This is a genomic window from Bacillus sp. CH140a_4T (assembly GCF_008923725.1).
Lineage (GTDB): Bacteria > Bacillota > Bacilli > Bacillales > Bacillaceae_G > Bacillus_A.
Window position 1 is genome coordinate 853,065 of sequence record NZ_WBPF01000013.1, and the last position, 18,179, is coordinate 871,243.

Annotated in this window: 16 protein-coding genes, 1 pseudogene and 1 other annotated feature; of the genes and pseudogenes, 1 reads left to right on the plus strand and 16 read right to left on the minus strand. The window is 36.3% G+C overall.

What is annotated here, in order from left to right; translation table 11 throughout:
• The 15 genes and pseudogenes from thrS to F8162_RS13255 all read right to left on the minus strand — a co-directional run bounded on the left by thrS (position 1) and on the right by F8162_RS13255 (position 17,408).
• A complete protein-coding gene (gene thrS, locus F8162_RS13185) occupies positions 1-1,938 on the minus strand; it encodes a threonine--tRNA ligase (protein WP_151633337.1) in 1,938 nt (645 codons plus the stop codon).
• Positions 1,939-1,986: 48 nt separating this feature from the next.
• Positions 1,987-2,215, minus strand: a binding site (T-box leader).
• Between the two features lie 31 nt (positions 2,216-2,246).
• Positions 2,247-3,128 carry a putative sporulation protein YtxC gene (ytxC, locus tag F8162_RS13190; protein WP_151633335.1) on the minus strand — a complete coding sequence of 294 codons (882 nt, stop codon included), beginning with the start codon at positions 3,126-3,128 and terminating at the stop codon, positions 2,247-2,249.
• A 277-nt stretch (positions 3,129-3,405) separates the two neighbouring features.
• Positions 3,406-4,344: a primosomal protein DnaI gene (gene dnaI, locus F8162_RS13195; RefSeq protein ID WP_151633333.1), complete on the minus strand. Its 939-nt coding sequence runs from the start codon at positions 4,342-4,344 to the stop codon at positions 3,406-3,408.
• 33 nt (positions 4,345-4,377) lie between these two features.
• Positions 4,378-5,784, minus strand: a complete 1,407-nt coding sequence (locus F8162_RS13200) for a replication initiation and membrane attachment family protein (RefSeq protein WP_151633331.1) — start codon at positions 5,782-5,784, stop codon at positions 4,378-4,380.
• A gap of 152 nt (positions 5,785-5,936) precedes the next feature.
• Positions 5,937-6,398 (minus strand): transcriptional regulator NrdR, encoded by a 462-nt coding sequence (nrdR, locus tag F8162_RS13205; RefSeq protein WP_001203687.1) that lies wholly within the window; start codon positions 6,396-6,398, stop codon positions 5,937-5,939.
• Positions 6,399-6,683: 285 nt separating this feature from the next.
• On the minus strand, positions 6,684-7,067 hold the full coding sequence (gene speD, locus F8162_RS13210; protein WP_002003660.1) for an adenosylmethionine decarboxylase: 384 nt from the start codon (positions 7,065-7,067) through the stop codon (positions 6,684-6,686).
• 388 nt (positions 7,068-7,455) lie between these two features.
• Complete coding sequence (locus F8162_RS13215) at positions 7,456-8,484, minus strand: glyceraldehyde-3-phosphate dehydrogenase (RefSeq protein WP_151633329.1); 1,029 nt, start codon at positions 8,482-8,484, stop codon at positions 7,456-7,458.
• A gap of 109 nt (positions 8,485-8,593) precedes the next feature.
• Entirely contained in the window at positions 8,594-9,196 is a 603-nt protein-coding gene (gene coaE / locus F8162_RS13220; protein ID WP_151633875.1) for a dephospho-CoA kinase, read from the minus strand.
• Between the two features lie 162 nt (positions 9,197-9,358).
• Positions 9,359-10,021: pseudogene (locus F8162_RS13225) on the minus strand (RNA-guided endonuclease InsQ/TnpB family protein); the annotation flags it as partial.
• A gap of 49 nt (positions 10,022-10,070) precedes the next feature.
• A complete protein-coding gene (ytaF, locus tag F8162_RS13230; protein WP_151633327.1) occupies positions 10,071-10,703 on the minus strand; it encodes a sporulation membrane protein YtaF in 633 nt (210 codons plus the stop codon).
• Between the two features lie 72 nt (positions 10,704-10,775).
• Positions 10,776-11,606, minus strand: a complete 831-nt coding sequence (mutM, locus tag F8162_RS13235; protein WP_151633325.1) for a DNA-formamidopyrimidine glycosylase — start codon at positions 11,604-11,606, stop codon at positions 10,776-10,778.
• Positions 11,607-11,618: 12 nt separating this feature from the next.
• Complete coding sequence (gene polA, locus F8162_RS13240) at positions 11,619-14,252, minus strand: DNA polymerase I (protein ID WP_151633323.1); 2,634 nt, start codon at positions 14,250-14,252, stop codon at positions 11,619-11,621.
• A 284-nt stretch (positions 14,253-14,536) separates the two neighbouring features.
• A complete protein-coding gene (gene phoR / locus F8162_RS13245; RefSeq protein WP_151633321.1) occupies positions 14,537-16,300 on the minus strand; it encodes a sensory box histidine kinase PhoR in 1,764 nt (587 codons plus the stop codon).
• Positions 16,293-17,012, minus strand: coding sequence for a two-component system response regulator PhoP (gene phoP, locus F8162_RS13250; protein ID WP_151633319.1), 720 nt, complete (start codon positions 17,010-17,012; stop codon positions 16,293-16,295). The genes phoR and phoP overlap by 8 nt, the downstream gene beginning before the upstream one ends.
• Before the next feature lie 159 nt (positions 17,013-17,171).
• Entirely contained in the window at positions 17,172-17,408 is a 237-nt protein-coding gene (locus F8162_RS13255) for a hypothetical protein (protein ID WP_151633318.1), read from the minus strand.
• Between the two features lie 91 nt (positions 17,409-17,499).
• Here F8162_RS13255 and F8162_RS29235 point away from each other — a divergent pair, with 91 nt between their 5' ends.
• Positions 17,500-17,631: a hypothetical protein gene (locus F8162_RS29235; RefSeq protein WP_076540620.1), complete on the plus strand. Its 132-nt coding sequence runs from the start codon at positions 17,500-17,502 to the stop codon at positions 17,629-17,631.
• A 57-nt stretch (positions 17,632-17,688) separates the two neighbouring features.
• On the opposite strand, the gene F8162_RS13260 is transcribed toward F8162_RS29235, so the two are convergent.
• Positions 17,689-18,162, minus strand: a complete 474-nt coding sequence (locus F8162_RS13260; RefSeq protein WP_000914190.1) for a MaoC family dehydratase — start codon at positions 18,160-18,162, stop codon at positions 17,689-17,691.
• Between the last annotated feature and the right edge of the window lie 17 nt (positions 18,163-18,179).

Consider the following 18,179-nt stretch of genomic DNA (forward strand, 5'->3'; position numbering starts at 1 on the left):
TTATCGTTTTCCTTCTACTTTAATCATATCAACAAAAGCATCTAATGCAATTGTTTCTGATTTTTGTTCACCATATTTACGTACGTTTACGCCGTTTTCAGTTACTTCATTGTCACCTACTACAAGCATGTACGGAATTTTTTGCATTTGTGCTTCACGGATTTTGTAACCAATTTTCTCTTCACGAGTATCTAATTCAACACGGATACCAGCACGACGTAATTCATCTTGTACTTTCTTCGCATAGTCTAAATGTACTTGCGGAGAAACTGGAATTACTTGCGCTTGAACTGGAGCTAACCAAGTTGGGAATGCACCTTTGTATTCTTCAATTAAGAAGGCTACGAAACGTTCCATAGTTGATACAACACCACGGTGAATTACAACTGGACGATGTTGTTTACCGTCTTCACCAACGTAAGATAATTCAAAGCGTTCTGGAAGTAAGAAGTCTAATTGTACAGTTGAAAGTGTTTCGTCTTTTCCAAGAGCAGTACGAACTTGAACGTCAAGTTTTGGACCGTAGAATGCCGCTTCACCTTCAGCTTCATAGTAATCAAGACCCATTTCATCCATAGCTTCTTTTAACATACCTTGTGCTTTTTCCCACATCTCGTCATCAGCATAGTACTTTTTAGTATCAGCTGGGTCACGATAAGATAGACGGAATGAATAGTTCTCTAAACCGAAATCTTTGTACACTTCTAGCGTTAAGTTTACAACACGTTTTAACTCTTCTTTAATTTGATCTGGGCGAACGAAAATGTGCGCATCGTTTAAAGTCATTCCGCGTACACGTTGTAATCCAGATAATGCTCCAGACATTTCATAGCGGTGCATTGTTCCAAGTTCCGCAATACGGATTGGTAATTCACGGTAGCTGTGAATATCATTTTTATAAACCATCATGTGGTGAGGGCAGTTCATTGGACGAAGTACTAACTCTTCATTATCCATTTCCATTGATGGGAACATACCATCACGGTAGTGATTCCAGTGACCAGAAGTTTCATAAAGCTCTCTGCTTCCTAGTACTGGAGTGTATACGTGATCATAGCCTAAGCTTGCTTCTTTATCAACGATGTAACGCTCGATAATGCGGCGGATAGTTGCACCTTTTGGTAACCAAAGTGGTAAACCTTGTCCTACTTTTTGGCTATTAGTAAATAGTTTTAATTCTTTACCTAATTTACGGTGATCGCGCTCTTTCGCTTCTTCAAGCATACGTAAGTGCTCATCTAATTCTGCTTTCTTAACGAATGCAGTACCGTAAATACGTTGTAGCATTTTATTATTGCTATCGCCGCGCCAGTAAGCACCCGCAACGCTTAATAATTTAAACACTTTAATTTTCCCTGTAGATGGAAGGTGAACACCACGGCAAAGGTCGAAGAATTCGCCTTGCTCATAGATTGAAATAACTGCATCTTCTGGAAGATCGTTAATTAAATCTAATTTTAACTCATCGTCGATTTCTTCAAAGCGACGAAGTGCTTCTGCACGCGGTACTTCATGACGAACGATTTCTAAGTTTTCGTTCACGATTTTTTGCATTTCTTTTTCGATTTTCTTGAAGTCTTCAACTGTAATCGCTTCTTCCATATCAATATCGTAGTAGAAGCCATTTTCGATTACTGGACCAATGCCAAGCTCAAGCTTAACATCTTTATATAAACGTTTTAACGCTTGTGCTAATAGGTGGGCTGTTGAATGGCGTAAAATGTATAAGCCATCTTCAGAATCTAATGTAATAATAGAAACTGCACCATCTTCTTCGATTGGTGTAACAAGATCGATCATCTCATCGTTTAATTTTCCAGCCACAGCTTTTTTCTTTAAGCCTGGGCTAATAGAAGCTGCGATTTCTTCAGTTGTTACGCCTTTTGGAAACTCCTTCACAGCTCCATCAGGGAAAGTAATTTTAACTACATCTGCCATCACTGGTCACTCCTCTTTTTTTTCAAAATAAAAAACACTCATCCCGTAAAAAGGGACGAGTGTTGAATTCGTGGTTCCACCCTTGTTCCAATTAACCTTATTGTTAATTGCTCAAGTTCAACATAACGGTGTTGTCCGTTAGCAATTACTAGAAAAAACGTTCACTGCTAAAGTTTAGAGGTGGTAAGTAATGATCCCGTACTAGGAAGCTCACACCCAAAGGCTTCCCTCTCTGAAAATCGTAGAAAACTACTCATGTCCTCATCATGACATTTCAATATATTTCATTTATGTAGGTAATTATATGCTCAAAAACTTAGAAAATCAAGGGCGTTACCTTTATTTTTTAAATTTTTCACATTGCGCTCAAACTCATGTAATCCATGTAATTGTACCCGTTCTTGAAATACATTTCGCAAAGTAATAATCATATTATGGTCTTGTTCTTTCGTATATAAATAAATTTTTTTCGGCGAAATAGAAAGAAGTGGTGCAATTACTTTCGTATCAATATATACATCCTTTTGCTTTAATAATTCCTCATCTATATATTGGACCAATTTTTCCTGTTTTAAACGTCTACCTTTATCGTCATAGAAAATAAAGCTTTCATCAAAAATAAGATGCACACAGGACAAACGTGATTTTCGGCTGCGCACTTGTTGCCTTAGCGTCTCAATAAACATTTGATATTCTTGTTCCAACTTATACTCATCAATCGACAATTCAGCAAGCTTAGCTACCATTTCCCTATATGTACGAAGGCGAAAACGAACATATGATGAAAACGAGAACGAAAGCGGATCACAAAGCCAGTTATTTAAAGAAGATTCAATATATGATTCAAATGCGTGACGTGTTAATTCACGAGCAATCCCTTTTCTTCTTCCCTTTAAAATCTCTTGTGCCATATGCAATATTTGATGACATTCTTCCTCTTCTTCATAAAAAAACTTCTCTTTTAAGATTGTATAAATCCACTCATTTTGTTTTACATTCACAATGAAATATACCATTACCGGCAATAAAATCTTTTCAATATAATTCGATTCACATACTGGTATGTGAATCACCACTTTTTGTTCCTGTAAATACACACTCGTTTCCTTATATAACAGTTCCGCTCTTTTCAATAGTTGTCTATATACATGCATAGCATCATTTTTTTCTTCGAAGCAAATTTCAATCACTTTTGTCCCCCCTTTTATCCCTGCTCTAAAGGATTGTATCTATACGTTACAAATCCTATAAGAGTCCATTCCGCGTGAAGTTCACCCTTAGTAGAATTACATTTCCTATCGTTAGAAAATCCACTCGATATGGCTTGCTAATTTTATATATATTAAGGGAGGGAGAAAAAAATGATACAAGCTACAATGAATTTTCCATAAGAACTTTTTGTTTTACAATTCACCTATTCTGAAAAATGTTCAAAACGAAAAAAGAGCAAGCTTTTCAGCTTACTCTTTACTTATGACGTCGGTTTTTCCCGCCGATCGGAATTGGCTTCGCTAAATATTTAATTCGTTCCATAATACGCGCTGCTTTCATTTGTTCTGCTTCACCACGCTGTGTATACGTTAAATGATGTTCCAATTCCTTGAAATCAAAGTTAGACGTAAAGAACGTCGGTAAGTTTTCTAACATACGGAATTGCAAAATTGCACCAAGCACATCGTCACGCACAAAGCTTGACATCGCTTCTGCTCCGATATCATCTAGCATTAAAACTTGTACGCGTTTCACCGCATCAATCTTTTCCCCAATCGAATTATCTTGAATCGAACTTTTAATTTCACGTAAAAATTCAGGAAAGTATACGAGCATCGAACTTATTTTCTTTTGAGCAAGTTCATTCGCCATTGCTCCTAACAAATACGTTTTCCCTACACCAAATTTACCGTACAAATATAAACCTTGTACTTTTTTACCAGGTTCATATGCACTTAAAAATTCATTAGCCGCACCAATCGCATCAATACGCGCATCTAAATCTGAAGGATCTAAGTTTTCCATCGTTGCCTGTAAAATGTCCGTTGGCATATATACACTTTGAACGAGTTTTTCATATTTCTTTCTCTCGTCATATGCTACTTTTCTAACGCAACGATCGTATTGAATATCAATCATCTTCCCTTGGATAACGAGCTTTGGCTCATATCCTTGCAGCATGTTTTTACACGAACCTAGATCCGGACAATCCGCACAACCTACACTTTGTCCAATATATTCGTATAGCTTCACAAGGCTGCGCTCAATCATAGAAGTTGTTACTTCACCTTGATGTTCGTCTATAAATTCTTTCACACGCGGATGTGCCATTACTTCCGCCTTTAATACTTCATATCTATTTTTAAAATTTTTATTTTCCATTAACTTTGCAAATGAATTTTGAATATGCTCCATTTTCTCACCTCAAAGAGCGTTCATTCTCTTCTATTAATCACGCTTATATTTTTTTAACACTTCTTCTAGTCGTTTTCGTTCATCATCTAACGTACTTGCATCTTTTTTCTTACTTACATCTTTCTTCACTGTTTCTTTCTCTTGTTCTTTCGGCTCTTCTTTCAGCCAATCTGGTACCATTTCTTGTCGTACCGTTTTCTTCGACGTACGGCCTTTTTTCTTCGTCTCAGCCCATTCTTGATATTGACGATTTTCTTCTTTCGCTAACGCCATTGCTTCAGCTACTGTACCGACCTTTTTACGTGCCCAATGCCCAGCAATTTTCTCCACATACGTTTTCGCAAGTTTCATATCTGAGCGTAGCATAACGTAATAAATAAGTACATTCACAACACCTGGTGTTAATTTTTGATTAATCATTACATCTTCAACGATTTGCAAGTCAGCCTTTGTCGCCTCTGCACCACCAGAGATTTCTTTCAATAGTTGTTTTGGTGAGATTTCCTCTAACTGTTTTATTAACATCTCTTCTTGCGTAGAAGGCTCTTTCCCTTTCATCATACGTGCAGCGTGAGGCTGTACTCTTTCACTTAATACAGGTAACGCTTGACCGTTTTCAAACTGATACCAATCACGTGCTCCTTTTCTAAGCCTTTCGATATCAATTGTCTGCATCTCTGTCACCGTACCAAGAACGATATTTTGCATCGATAACACATCTACATCGTACACGTAAGCAAGTTTAATGACACATTCTCGCACTTGATCTGTAATCGCCTTTTTAGGAACAAGAGCGGACAAGCCATCTACAAATAAGGAGAAATCAAAGAAATCATTCCAAACTTTCGGAGCGTCTCCCTTCTCGTTACTTGGCATAGCTGTCGTTTTTGGAATACGAAGATCTTCTTGCGCATGCTCAAGCTGTCCTGGATTAAACGAACCAAACACATCATTGAAAGAACGCGTAACATTCTCATAAGAATCAAAATCAAATTCTTCTTCTAAGAAATATTGCTTTACTTGATTATATTTTGTCCGACTCAATCGATTGTATAAAAAGATGCTTAACACAATATCATCAAAAAACTGCTTCGGAGATAAAGGTGGTTGCAATTCGTATATAAACATTCGAATATCTTTTTCTTTCTTAATATATACCTTCAAAAGCCCAATTGCCTCTAACTTTACTCGTTCTTCATATATTTCGGGAAGCTGCATTTGCATGGTCACCATAAGGGAATGATGTGTATTCTCTTTTCCAAACACACGATCTTGCTCTAACTCTCCCCATAGCGTCATGTACAAGCTAAAAGCTCTACTACCTATTAACGGCTGATACAACATCGTTAACACTTTTCGGTCATAATTATGCAGTAACCCTTTCGCACTTACTTTATAACGATCAATTGGCAATAGCTCCATCCATGACTGTTTTTCCATTCTTGCTTTTCCTTTCTCTCATCCAATCTATCCTCTACTTCATTCGTTCTATCTTCATTATATAATTTCTTAGCGAAAAAGAGCTATTAGCTTTCGCTTCTAGCTCTCTTATCTTATTACTTACTGTATGTAAAGAGAATAAAATACAACTTCTACTCTCTTTCTTTTTGCAGTATATCTTTTAATTCTTCAATAAATACATTTAAATCTTTAAATTGGCGATATACAGAAGCAAAACGCACGTAAGCAACATCATCAATATCACGCAGTTCTTCCATAACAATTTCACCAATCATATCACTTTTCACTTCTGATATACCTAAATTACGAAGTTCACGTTCCACACTTTGAGTTACTTCTTCTAATTGTCTTAAAGATACTGGTCTTTTTTCGCACGCTTTAATTAAGCCGCGCAAAATCTTTTCTTTATTAAACTCTTCTCGTGTGCCTTCTTTTTTTACAACGATAAGAGGTGACTCCTCTACTCTTTCAAATGTCGTAAAGCGACTTAAACAACTTTCACACTCTCTCCTTCTTCGAATAGAGCGTCCCTCGTCTACCGGACGCGAATCTAACACTCTTGTACCATTATGAGAACAGGATGGACAACGCAATATATTCACTCCTTTACACTATACTCTTTATTTTTTCTCTACTTACTTCATCTGACAATATATATACAATATTATATAACTCATTCTAACTCTCTTACCACTTTAAGTTTAAGCACATTATTTTATCATCTCGTTTTCAAAAATAAGATGGTAGATGAGGTGCTAACTTATTCGTAAGAGCTCAATTTATTTACCTAACGAGTACGTTATATTTTTCCTTTTTTATAAACTAAAAAAGAGGTGCATTATACACCTCTTTACATTTTAAATCAATTATGTTCTTTTTTAAAGAGCTTTTGTTTCTCTCTGCTTAATTTCGAAGCTACCAGTGCCTCGAGGAAGCTCGATGCTCTCACGCGTTTTCGCGTTTAAACCTTCTGCAATATATTCTGCAGCAACATTTGGATCAATACGATCCCCACAAGTATAAACATCGATACTTGCGTAACCGTGCTCCGGAAAGCTATGAATTGTTAAATGTGATTCCGAGATAATTACTACTCCACTTACACCTTGTGGTGCAAATTTATGGAAAGCAACCTCACGCACTTCAGCACCAGCTCTCAGTGCTGCATCCACAAATAATTGTTCAATATACGGCATGTCATTAAGCTTGTCGAAATCGCAATCCCAAAGTTCAGCGATCACGTGACGACCCATCGTATCCATAGTATCCATTCTACAGTTCCCCCTTGTAAATTTATTCTAACTGTTCGAATTGAAAACTAATTTGCAATTTGGCTTGCTCCACTACCACGGGGGAAAGTTAGTCCAGAGAGGTCCTAACCCTTTAAGTAGTGACTACGTACCTCAGCTCTTAAGTTTACGAGTGTTAGTATACTTTGTTTATTTTCATTTTGCAACAACAGTTTTTTCGATTTTCTGTCATATTTTCCTCTTTACTTTTCCCTAAAAAAAATAAATGATTCACAAATACAGTAATCACAACGTTTCGTGGTATGTCCACTTCCAAAAATATACTCCTATAATTTTTTTCCTTTTCAGAAAAAAATAAAAAAAAGAGGGCAAATATTTACTTGCCCTCTCCGTTATTTACTTAAATATGTTGCATTTTTTTTTGCTTCGCTAATTCGTCAACAACTAACGTTACAAGATCTACAACACGACGAGAGTAGCCCCACTCATTATCATACCAAGCAAGTACTTTCACTTTACGATCACCCATTACCATTGTAGATAAACCATCAATAATAGCTGAGTGTGTATTTGTATTAAAGTCAATAGATACTAAAGGCTCTTCGCTGAATTCTACAATACCTTTTAATGAACCGTTTGCAACCGTTTTGAATGCTTCATTAATAGCTTCAACTGTCACATCACGTTTTACATCTACTACTAAGTCAACAAGAGACACGTTTGGCGTTGGTACACGAAGTGCCATACCATGAAGTTTTCCGTTTAAGTGCGGAAGAACTTTTGCTAGCGCTTTCGCAGCACCTGTCGTTGTCGGAATGATTGATTGTCCGCAAGCACGCGCTCTTCTTAAATCTTTATGTGGGTTATCAATATTTTTTTGGTCATTTGTATAAGCATGAACAGTCGTCATTAAACCGTTTTCAATTCCAAACTGCTCATCTAACACCTTAACAACAGGCGCTAAACAGTTTGTTGTGCAAGATGCATTTGAAATAACAGTATGTTTTGTAATATCTAACTCGTCTTCGTTCACACCAACTACAATTGTTACATCTTCATTTTTACCAGGCGCTGTTAAAATAACTTTTTTCGCTCCAGCTTCAACATGAAGAATTGCTTTTTCTTTTGAATTAAATTTACCAGTTGCTTCAATTACAACTTCAACACCTAGATCTGTCCAAGGCAATTCCTTTGGATCGCGGTTGTTTAAAAGGCGAATCATTTTCCCATCAACTAATAAGTGATCTTCAAATGCTTCTACTGTTCCGTCAAACTTGCCGTGAACTGTATCATATTTAATTAAATGTGCTAACGTTTCAGATGGATAGCTTGCATTGATTGCTACAATTTCGAATGCGCTTTCTTTTATTGCCTGACGAAATACCATTCTCCCAATACGTCCAAATCCATTAATTGCCACACGAGTCATAATATGTTGTCCCCCTTGAATGCGTTATACTATTTATCTCCAATCCCAATAATAGTATAACACAAAAAGGAGATATGTCACTAAGCATTTTCATTAATTTCACAATTTTTTAGTCAATAATGTTCCAATTCTTTAAAATAACCTGTAATTGTGTTTTCGTTCCCATAATTGTGCCATCATTATTTATCACTTCATCTGCATGTTTCACTTTTTCTTCTAACGGCATTTGAGATTGAATACGCGCTATTGCTTCTTCTTCTGAAAAATTATTTCGTTTCATTAAACGCTCTAATTGCGTATGCGGCTTAACTGCTACAACTAAAACGCGGTCAACGAGACTTGTTAATTTGCTTTCAAATAAGAGAGGAATATCTAACACAACCGCTTGCACATCTTCTTTTATGTACATTTCCTTTTGCCTATTCATTTCCTCACGCACTGCAGGGTGAACAATTTTATTTAACTGCAATCGTTTTTCTTCATTATAGAAAACAACACTTCCTAATTTTGGACGATCCAGTTCTCCATCTTCTTGCAATACTTCCGTTCCAAACACTTCTACAATTTTGTTATATGCTGGTTTTCCTCGTTCTACAACTTCTCGTGCAATAATATCTGCATCAATAACTGGTATACTCAGTTCACGAAACATTTGAGACACTGTACTTTTTCCACTTGCAATGCCTCCCGTTAATCCAATTACTACTGTCATCATAATCCGTTGCCATAAACTTATAAAAATCTATAAATTTTGTTTATTTCCCTGTTCTACGTGTCCGATTTTGCAGAAAGCTACTTTCGTTTGATCTAACACTCCGAGGGCGTAAATTCGGATACAACGAATCCTACATATTAGCCGTAACCTTTTTAGATGTTAACTAGCTAATTCATACCGTGACAAATTGATAGCCGCATTTAAATCCCTATCCATTTCGTGAACACAAGTGCATTTGTATACACGGTCAGAAAGTTTTAGTTCTTTGTTGATACTTCCACAATTGGAACACATTTTTGAAGAAGGATACCATGTATCAGCTTCTACAAATTCAATACCATATTTTTCACACTTGTATTGAATTTGTCTTTTGAACTCATATAAACACTGCTTCGCAATCGCTTTAGCTAGGTGTCTATTCTTCATCAGATCTTTCATATGCAACGTCTCCATCACAATACGAAATGGCTTGGTTTTCACAATTTCGCTCGTTGACTAATGAAGATGATTCTTTCTGATATTTGATAACCTTCTATGTAGTTGTCGTATCTCTTGTTCGATTTTTATAATGTTGCTCGTTTTGACAAAACGGTTTCCCTCCCTGTTCATTTCATATTTACGAGAAACTTGACGTTGCAACCTACGAAGGCGTTTCTCTGCCTTTCTTACCACCTTTGTTTTGTTGATATTTTTCTTTTTCTGACCATCAGAACAATATGCTAATTCTTTGATTCCAATATCTATTCCTAACGAAACAGCCGTTAACTTCTCTTTTGTAAACTCCTGTTCGATACTGACAGATAAATACCAATACTTACCGTCCTCCCCTCCTCATAATAAAAGGCGCGAAACTAATGTTCCACGCCCATACTTACATTTTCCAAATTCCAATAATAATGAGTAATACCCCAGGCAGGAATGTAAATTTTTGTAACCATTTCATATTTGATAAAACCGTTCCAAGTTTCATTCCAATAAATAAAAACAAAGAACTCATAACCGCAACTAATATCGCCATCATAGCAGGGGCATACCCTAATAAAGATGCACCAATTCCGGCACCGAACGAATCTATAGAAAGAGCGATACCAAGAAGTAATGCTTCTCCTGCAGAAATAGTGCCTGATTTATCAAAATCTGCTACAGTCGGTTTCCGTAAAATTTGAATCACTAGCCCAAGTGAAGCAATTTCTAATTTCCAAACCTTCTCCTCTTGCTTCGGTTCTTCCTTTTTCTCACTTCGAAAAAATTGGTATAATACCCAAATTCCTATTCCAATAAGAACAAGCCCACCGATACGCGTTGCAATAACAGGTGAAAATGCTTTCGCGATCATATGTCCAATTCCCATTGAAACAAGCATAACAGCTGCTGAACACATTCCGATAATTATAATTGATCTTAGTGGAATTCTTACGCTTCTTAAACCATATGTTAGCCCTACACTACAGCTATCTAAGCTTAATGTAAAAGCTAATAAAATAAGAGATAAATAAAGGTACATCGGTAAGCTCCTCCCTTATACATAGCTCTGCTGTATGTATATGACAAATGCCTATCCGATGTTATCTCTTTTCTATATTCTTGGCTGACAAATTGGGCAGTAATGCGTTCCTCTTCCGCCAACAACTGTTTTTTCTAATATCGTACCGCAAGTCACACACGGCTCTCCTTTTTTTCCATATACATTTAGAAGCTCCTGGAACGAACCAATTTGCCCTTGCGAGTTAATATACGTTCGAATTGTACTTCCGCCACGCTTCACCGCTTCGCCTAGCGTTGTAACAGTCGCCTCATAAATCCGCTCAACTTCTTCTGCTGTTAAAGACGATGCTTCTCGCTCTGGGTGAATTTGCGAACGGAATAAAACTTCATCTACATATATATTTCCAAGCCCCACTAAAAGACGCTGGTCTAATAATACGACTTTTATTTTACGATTTGTCTTTTGCAATCTCTCTTGTAAATACTGTGGTGTCAATTCAGCATCAAATGGCTCCGGACCTAAGTCAGCAAGAGGCATTTGATTCAACTCTTCACCCTTTTTAAAGAGATGCATCGTACCAAACTTTCTCACATCTTTATAATGTAATTCAGTTCCATCTGTAAATAAGAAACGGACGTGCGTGTGCTTATCAATTGGCTCATCCTCTTGGTGTAGTAAAAACTTACCTTCCATACGCAAATGTGAAACAATAACATAATTCGTTACATATAAAAGCAAAAACTTTCCTCTTCGCTTTATATTCTCAATCTTCTCGCCTCTAAGCATTTCTTTAAAGATTTCTACATCATCCGGTCGTTTTACTATTTTTGGATATGTAACAATAACATCTTCAATCGTTTTTCCTGTTACAAGATTTTCAAGTGTCCGTCTGACGTTTTCAACCTCTGGTAATTCAGGCATTTCATCACTTCCTTATTTTGCGTCGTACCAAGTTGGACCGTAAGAATAATCAACTTTTAGCGGAACTGCAAGTTCAATTGCATGCTCCATTACTTCAGGTACAAGCTTCTCTAATTTTTCAATTTCTTCTTTTGGTGCTTCAAATATCAATTCATCGTGTACTTGCAGAAGAAGACGCGCTTGTAATCCTTCTTCTTCTAGACGATTTGCCATAATAATCATCGCTTTTTTAATAATATCTGCTGCAGTACCTTGAATTGGTGTATTCATAGCCGTGCGCTCCGCAAAGCTACGTAAATTGAAATTACGACTCGTAATTTCTGGAATGTAACGGCGGCGATTTAATAATGTAGCCACATAGCCTTTTTGTTTCGCATCTTTTACGATGTCACTCATGTATTCTTGTACACCAGGGAAACTTTCTAAATACTTTTCAATAAATTCCGCGGCTGCTTTTCTTGTAATTCCTAAGTTTTGTGAAAGACCGTAATCACTAATACCATACACAATTCCGAAGTTAACAGCTTTTGCTTGTCGTCTCATATTCGAAGTTACTTCATCTTTTTCAACGCCAAATACATCCATAGCCGTTTTCGTATGAATATCCATATCATGTTGGAACGCTTCAACTAGCCCTTTATCATTTGCAATATGAGCTAATACGCGAAGTTCAATTTGTGAATAATCTGCCGCGTACATAATCCATCCTTCTTCTGACGGAACAAATGCCTGACGAATTTTTCTTCCTTCTTCTAATCGAATCGGGATATTTTGCAAGTTCGGATCCGTTGAACTTAATCGACCTGTTTGCGTTAATACTTGATTGAAACGAGTATGGATTTTAGATGAATCTTCATGTACAACTTTTAATAAACCTTCAATATAAGTTGAATTTAGTTTTCCTAATTGACGATAATGTAAAATGTTTGGAATAATTTCATGGCGATCCATAAGCTTCTCTAGTACATCAGCTGACGTAGAATAACCTGTTTTCGTCTTTTTAATAACTGGTAAGTTTAAGTTCTCAAACAGAATAACACCAAGCTGCTTCGGTGAATTAATATTAAATTCTGTTCCCGCAAGCTTATAAATTTCCTGTTCCATTTCCTTTAATCTACCTGCAAGTTCTTCTCCCATATTACGAAGACGCTCCGTATCAACTTTTACACCTTTTACTTCCATATCAGCTAATACACGCGCAAGTGGTAATTCTAACTCTGTAAACAGTTCATATTGCTCATTCTTTTGTAACTCTTCAACGAATGTTTGCTTTACATCATATAATACGTGCACTTTACGAGCTACATGCTCCGCTACTACTTCTAGCTCTGGAACAGCACGCTTCGCACCTTTTCCATAAATTTCTTCATCGGATTTCACAGCATGCGTTTCTTTCATTTTCGCTACAGTACGGAAATCTTTATCCGTATCGGCCGGGTCAAGTAAATAAGCAGCGATTAATAGATCAAAGTCAATCCCTTGCATATCTATCCCATTCCACTTAAGTGCAACGATTGCACGCTTCGCATCAAATGTATGCTTTCTCATTTCTCCATCTGCAAGCCACTCTTTAAAAGCGTCTGACTTAAGAGCAATGTCTGTTTGAATAAAGTAACAGCCATTTTCATTTTGAATACCAAAACCTTGAATGTCCGCTTTATGATAGTTATCTTCTTGTACTTCAACAATAAGCGCACTATCTTGCCCTAGCATTTCTTCTGTAACTTCTTCCACAATATCAAACGTAATATCATCTAATTCAGCTGGAGCCGTTTCTTCTGGCGTAACACCTAATTTATTTAAAAGAGATGTAAATCCTAAATTCTCGAACATTGGAATGACATCACTTGCTTCATACCCTTTATACTCCATATCATCCACATGCACTGTAATCGGCGCATCTGTAATAATAGTTGCAAGATCTTTACTCATAAGAGCTTGGTCTTTATTTGCTTCTAACTTTTCTTTTAATTTCTTCCCGCTTACTTGATCTATATTCTCATACACTGCCTCGACCGTTTCAAACTGTGTTAACAATTTAATCGCAGTTTTTTCACCAACTCCTGGTACACCTGGAATATTATCTGACTGGTCTCCCATTAAACCTTTCATATCGATAATTTGCTTTGGTGATAAGCTGTATTTCTCAAATAAAGCTTCTTTCGTATATTCATCCACTTCTGTAATCCCTTTGCGAGGAATACATACGAGTGTATTATCTGAAACAAGTTGTAGTAAGTCTTTATCTCCTGAAATAACTTTTACATGAAACCCTTGTTCACTCGCTTCTTTCGCTAACGTCCCCATAATGTCATCCGCTTCATAATTTTCTAATTCATAACGCGGTACGTTGAATGCATCAAGCATCTCACGAATAAACGGGAATTGCTCTGATAATTCAGGTGGAGTCTTTTGACGTCCTCCTTTATACTCACTATACGTTTTATGACGGAATGTTGTTTTACCCGCATCAAACGCTACTAACATATGCGTTGGTTTTTCTTCCTCTAATATTCTCATTAACATCATTGTAAAACCGTAAATGGCGTTCGTATGTATACCTTTGTCGTTATTTAAAAGCGGTAGTGCAAAGAAAGCACGATACGCGATATTATTACCATCTACTAATACGACCTTTTTTTCCAAATCAGAAACCTCCCCATACAAATTTGAAATGATTTTTTTCACAGAAAAAAAACCGTTCCTTTCCTCTCTCTATATTAACATGACTAATAGAGAGAAGAAAAATAACGGCTATTTTCTATCATATATACAAACGTTTACTAACATAAAAGGGAAGTGACGAGAACAGCATAACTATTCTCGTCCAAAATTACTCCTTGGATGAAGGGGTTTTCATGTATTATATTAACAGACCTTTATTAATATTTAATTAAGCCATTGTTAATATATTGTAAACATCCTTCATCCTATTTTTCGGTTGCTGATTTTGGTAAAGCAACTGTAAAGGTTGTCCCTTCCCCAACTTCACTATCCACTGTAATCGTACCGTGATGTGCCTCAACTAAATGCTTTACAATCGATAATCCAAGGCCTGTACCACCAGTATTTCTACTTCTCGCTTTATCCACTCGGTAAAAGCGTTCAAAAATACGCGGAATTTCATCTTTACTAATACCAATTCCCGTATCCGATACTTTTATATAAGCATTATATTTATCTTCTGCTAATTCTACAGAAACAACGCCTCCAGCCGGCGTATATACGATTGCGTTATTCATTAAATTAATAAAGATTTGCTTCAAACGACTTGGATCTCCAATGACCGAGACTCCTTTTAGCGCATTTACTTGTAAAGAAATTTCTTTTTCTCCCGCTTTGTTATCAAGCACCATATGAATGTCTTCAAGAAGTCCCTTCATATCAACGGTCCCCATACTCAATTTAAATCCTTGTTGCTCAATCTTTGATAAATCTAATAAATCTTCAATTAACCCTTGCATGCGTTCACTTTCTTTTAAAATAATATGCAAGAAATGTTCGCAGAATTTTTTATTATCCATCGCACCGTCCAAGAGCGTTTCTGAAAAACCTTTAATAGAAGTAATCGGTGTCTTTAGTTCATGAGAAACATTCGCTAAAAAGTCTTTTCTCATTTGTTCTAATTTCTTTAGCTCAGTAATGTCATGAAATACAAGGACAATCCCTTTCCATTCATGGTTCGTCCCGATAATCGGTGCTCCATATACTTCGAAATGCTTTCGCTCAATTCCAAGCGGCAATAACATTTGTTTACGCACTTTCACTTCTGTCATAAAGATTTCTTCCACGAGCTCTATAATTTCTGTATGATGAAACGACTCATAATATAAACGATCTAAATATTCTTCATCTGTTACGTGGAAAGTCTCCTTATACGAACGGTTTACAAGGTTTATATACCCGCGGCTATCAATTAAAATCATTCCGCTTCCCATATTTTCAATTAACGTATGCAGACGATCTTGTTGCATTTCTTGCTCAAGTGTCATCTCTTGTAAATTACGGGCTAAAATATTTATCGCTTTACTCAGCATCCCCGTTTCATCCGAATGACTTTCATAAGCGCGTGCTTTATAATTTCCCTTCGCTAATTCGATAGCAACTTTCGTAACAGATTCAATTGGCCTAATATATTGCCCTGTAATTTTCATACCTAAAAATACGACTACGAGACAAGCGATAACAAATCCGATAATTAATAATCCCCACGTTTTTTGATGAACAGATTTCAAAGGCTCAATTGTACTTTTCACCAAAATATACCCTTGTTTCCCTGCTACATCTTGAACGAATACCGCATGGTAAAATTCATTATTCTGATCTGTTTCTTTCGTAATGACTTTGTTTCTTTGTTTCGTGGTTTCAGAAGAAAGTTCTTTAATTATCTCTTGACTAAAAGCAGACTTTTCTCCTCCGCTATATTGAACTTTCTTTTTTTCATCTATAAATGCAATAGAAGCCTGTATTTTTTCTTCTAACTTTTCAAATACATATGGATTTTTTAAAACATCATCAAAACCCTGTTCTTCTGCTAATACCGCAACATACTCTGTCTCTTTTACCATTCTCTCTTTGGCATGATCTATATAGTAGTTTTCAAACACAGTTTCTAGCAATAAACCTAGTCCAACTAAAATAAAAACAATAAGAGAAACAAATGTAAAAAGAAGCCTGGAACGAAATTTATTCATCCCCTTTTGGCTCCTCTAATTTATATCCTAAACCACGTATCGTTTTAATGTACGTCGGTTTTTTCGTATTTTGTTCAATTTTATCGCGCAAATGGCTAATATGAACGTCAACAATTCGTGTATCACCAGCAAAATCATAGTTCCATACAGCACTTAATAATTGATCACGTGTCAACACGCGACTTTTATTTTTCGCAAGATAAACAAGTAGTTCAAATTCTTTTGGTGTTAATTCAAGCTTTCTTCCTTGGAAATAAGCCTCATAAAATTCCGGCAAAATTTTAAGTTCAGCAATTGTGACGCTCTCTTCATCTGACGCTTCTTTAACTTGTTCTTCTTGTTGTAATTTCGTGCGGCGCAAAATTGCCTTCACACGCGCAACAACTTCCCTTGGGCTAAATGGCTTCGTCATATAATCATCTGCCCCAAGTTCAAGACCTAGCACCTTATCAAATTCATCATCTTTTGCTGTTAACATTAAAATCGGCGTCATAACGCGCTGCAATCGTAATTCTTTACACACTTCCATACCATCCATTTTTGGAAGCATTAAATCTAATATAATTAAATCTGGGCGTTCTGTTGTCGCTTTTTGAAGCGCCATTTCTCCATCCATCGCTGTTATCACTTCAAACCCAGCTTGTTGTAGATTAAATTCAATTAAAGTTAAGATAAATTCCTCATCATCAACTACTAAAATACGATTGTTCATTCTTTTCCTCCAAGTTATAGACTTGAAACCTTCTTCATCCTAGTATTTTCCCCGTTATTCTCATCATACTAGAAAACATGGTCCCTCTCAATATAATTGTCTATACATGGAGCTGATTTGTACTATCATTATTCCTAAAAACAATTACACTCGGCTTAATTAACTTATTGTTATCCATACTTTATACACTTCTATAGTTTCATTAAATTCTACTTCCGTATAAATATTAAATTCTCGATTTTGCGCTAACAAAAACGCAAGAGCATACGCTACTTTATAGTCTAGCGTTTCATATCCATCAAATGCTCTTCCATACATTTCATTCGCGATTGAATCTGCCCACACTTCAGCTTCTCTTATCGTTTCAAAGATAGTTTCTTCTCTCTTCCACTTCATCTTAAAAAAACACCCCTTTCATTGACTTCAATCACCAATAAATATATCATTAATTTAAATATACAAATAAATATGATACAGGGGGGCTATTATGCGAATATTACTACCTATTTTAACTTTAGTAGTAACATGTTTCCTTACTTTTAACGTACCAAGCTGGGACACGATTAAAACAGGTTGTTCCGATTTCGCCGAAGGATTCACACAAGGATTCTTCAACTAAAAATAGCGCTAGCCCCCTTATAGAAAGGTATGCTAGCGCTATTCATATTTTTACTTTTTAAAAATTATCTAATGCTTTTTCCATAATAGAAACTGATTTAAAAGGCGGCGTTACTGTTAAAGAACCCTTTACAACCGTTTCTCCTTTTTCATCATGAGCAGATACAAGCATATCAATTGTATGTTCCTCCTCAGAAACAGCCACAACTTCAAAGTGGATTTGTAACGTTTCATAATGGTGAACATGCTTCACGAACGTAAGGTCCTTCCTCGTAATATGACTACCTGGACCTGGTAAATATTTCGTGACTGCCGTTGTAATCATTCCCGTTAGCATAATGCTTGGTACAATCGGCTTTTCATACGGAGTTTGGGATGCGTAATCATGCTGAATATATAATGGATTGGCATCATTCGTTAACCCTAAGTACAATAACAAATCTTTATCCTCAATTTTTTCAGTGATAGATAATTTCTCTCCTACTGTAATTTCATCCATTCTACGACCAATTTGAACTTTTTTCTTTAACATGTTACAACCCCCTCCGA

Bases quoted from the DNA above. Each gene is read 5' to 3' on its own strand.
- dnaI (WP_151633333.1), bottom strand. From the start codon at position 4,344: ATGGAGCATATTCAAAATTCATTTGCAAAGTTAATGGAAAATAAAAAT.
- F8162_RS13255 (WP_151633318.1), bottom strand. From the start codon at position 17,408: ATGAAGTGGAAGAGAGAAGAAACTATCTTTGAAACGATAAGAGAAGCT.
- speD (WP_002003660.1), bottom strand. From the start codon at position 7,067: ATGGATACGATGGGTCGTCACGTGATCGCTGAACTTTGGGATTGCGAT.
- mutM (WP_151633325.1), bottom strand. From the start codon at position 11,606: ATGCCTGAATTACCAGAGGTTGAAAACGTCAGACGGACACTTGAAAAT.
- F8162_RS13215 (WP_151633329.1), bottom strand. From the start codon at position 8,484: ATGACTCGTGTGGCAATTAATGGATTTGGACGTATTGGGAGAATGGTA.
- ytaF (WP_151633327.1), bottom strand. From the start codon at position 10,703: ATGTACCTTTATTTATCTCTTATTTTATTAGCTTTTACATTAAGCTTA.
- F8162_RS13260 (WP_000914190.1), bottom strand. From the start codon at position 18,162: ATGTTAAAGAAAAAAGTTCAAATTGGTCGTAGAATGGATGAAATTACA.
- phoR (WP_151633321.1), bottom strand. From the start codon at position 16,300: ATGAATAAATTTCGTTCCAGGCTTCTTTTTACATTTGTTTCTCTTATT.
- thrS (WP_151633337.1), bottom strand. From the start codon at position 1,938: ATGGCAGATGTAGTTAAAATTACTTTCCCTGATGGAGCTGTGAAGGAG.
- coaE (WP_151633875.1), bottom strand. From the start codon at position 9,196: ATGACAGTAGTAATTGGATTAACGGGAGGCATTGCAAGTGGAAAAAGT.
- F8162_RS13200 (WP_151633331.1), bottom strand. From the start codon at position 5,784: ATGGAAAAACAGTCATGGATGGAGCTATTGCCAATTGATCGTTATAAA.
- phoP (WP_151633319.1), bottom strand. From the start codon at position 17,012: ATGAACAATCGTATTTTAGTAGTTGATGATGAGGAATTTATCTTAACT.
- F8162_RS29235 (WP_076540620.1), top strand. From the start codon at position 17,500: ATGCGAATATTACTACCTATTTTAACTTTAGTAGTAACATGTTTCCTT.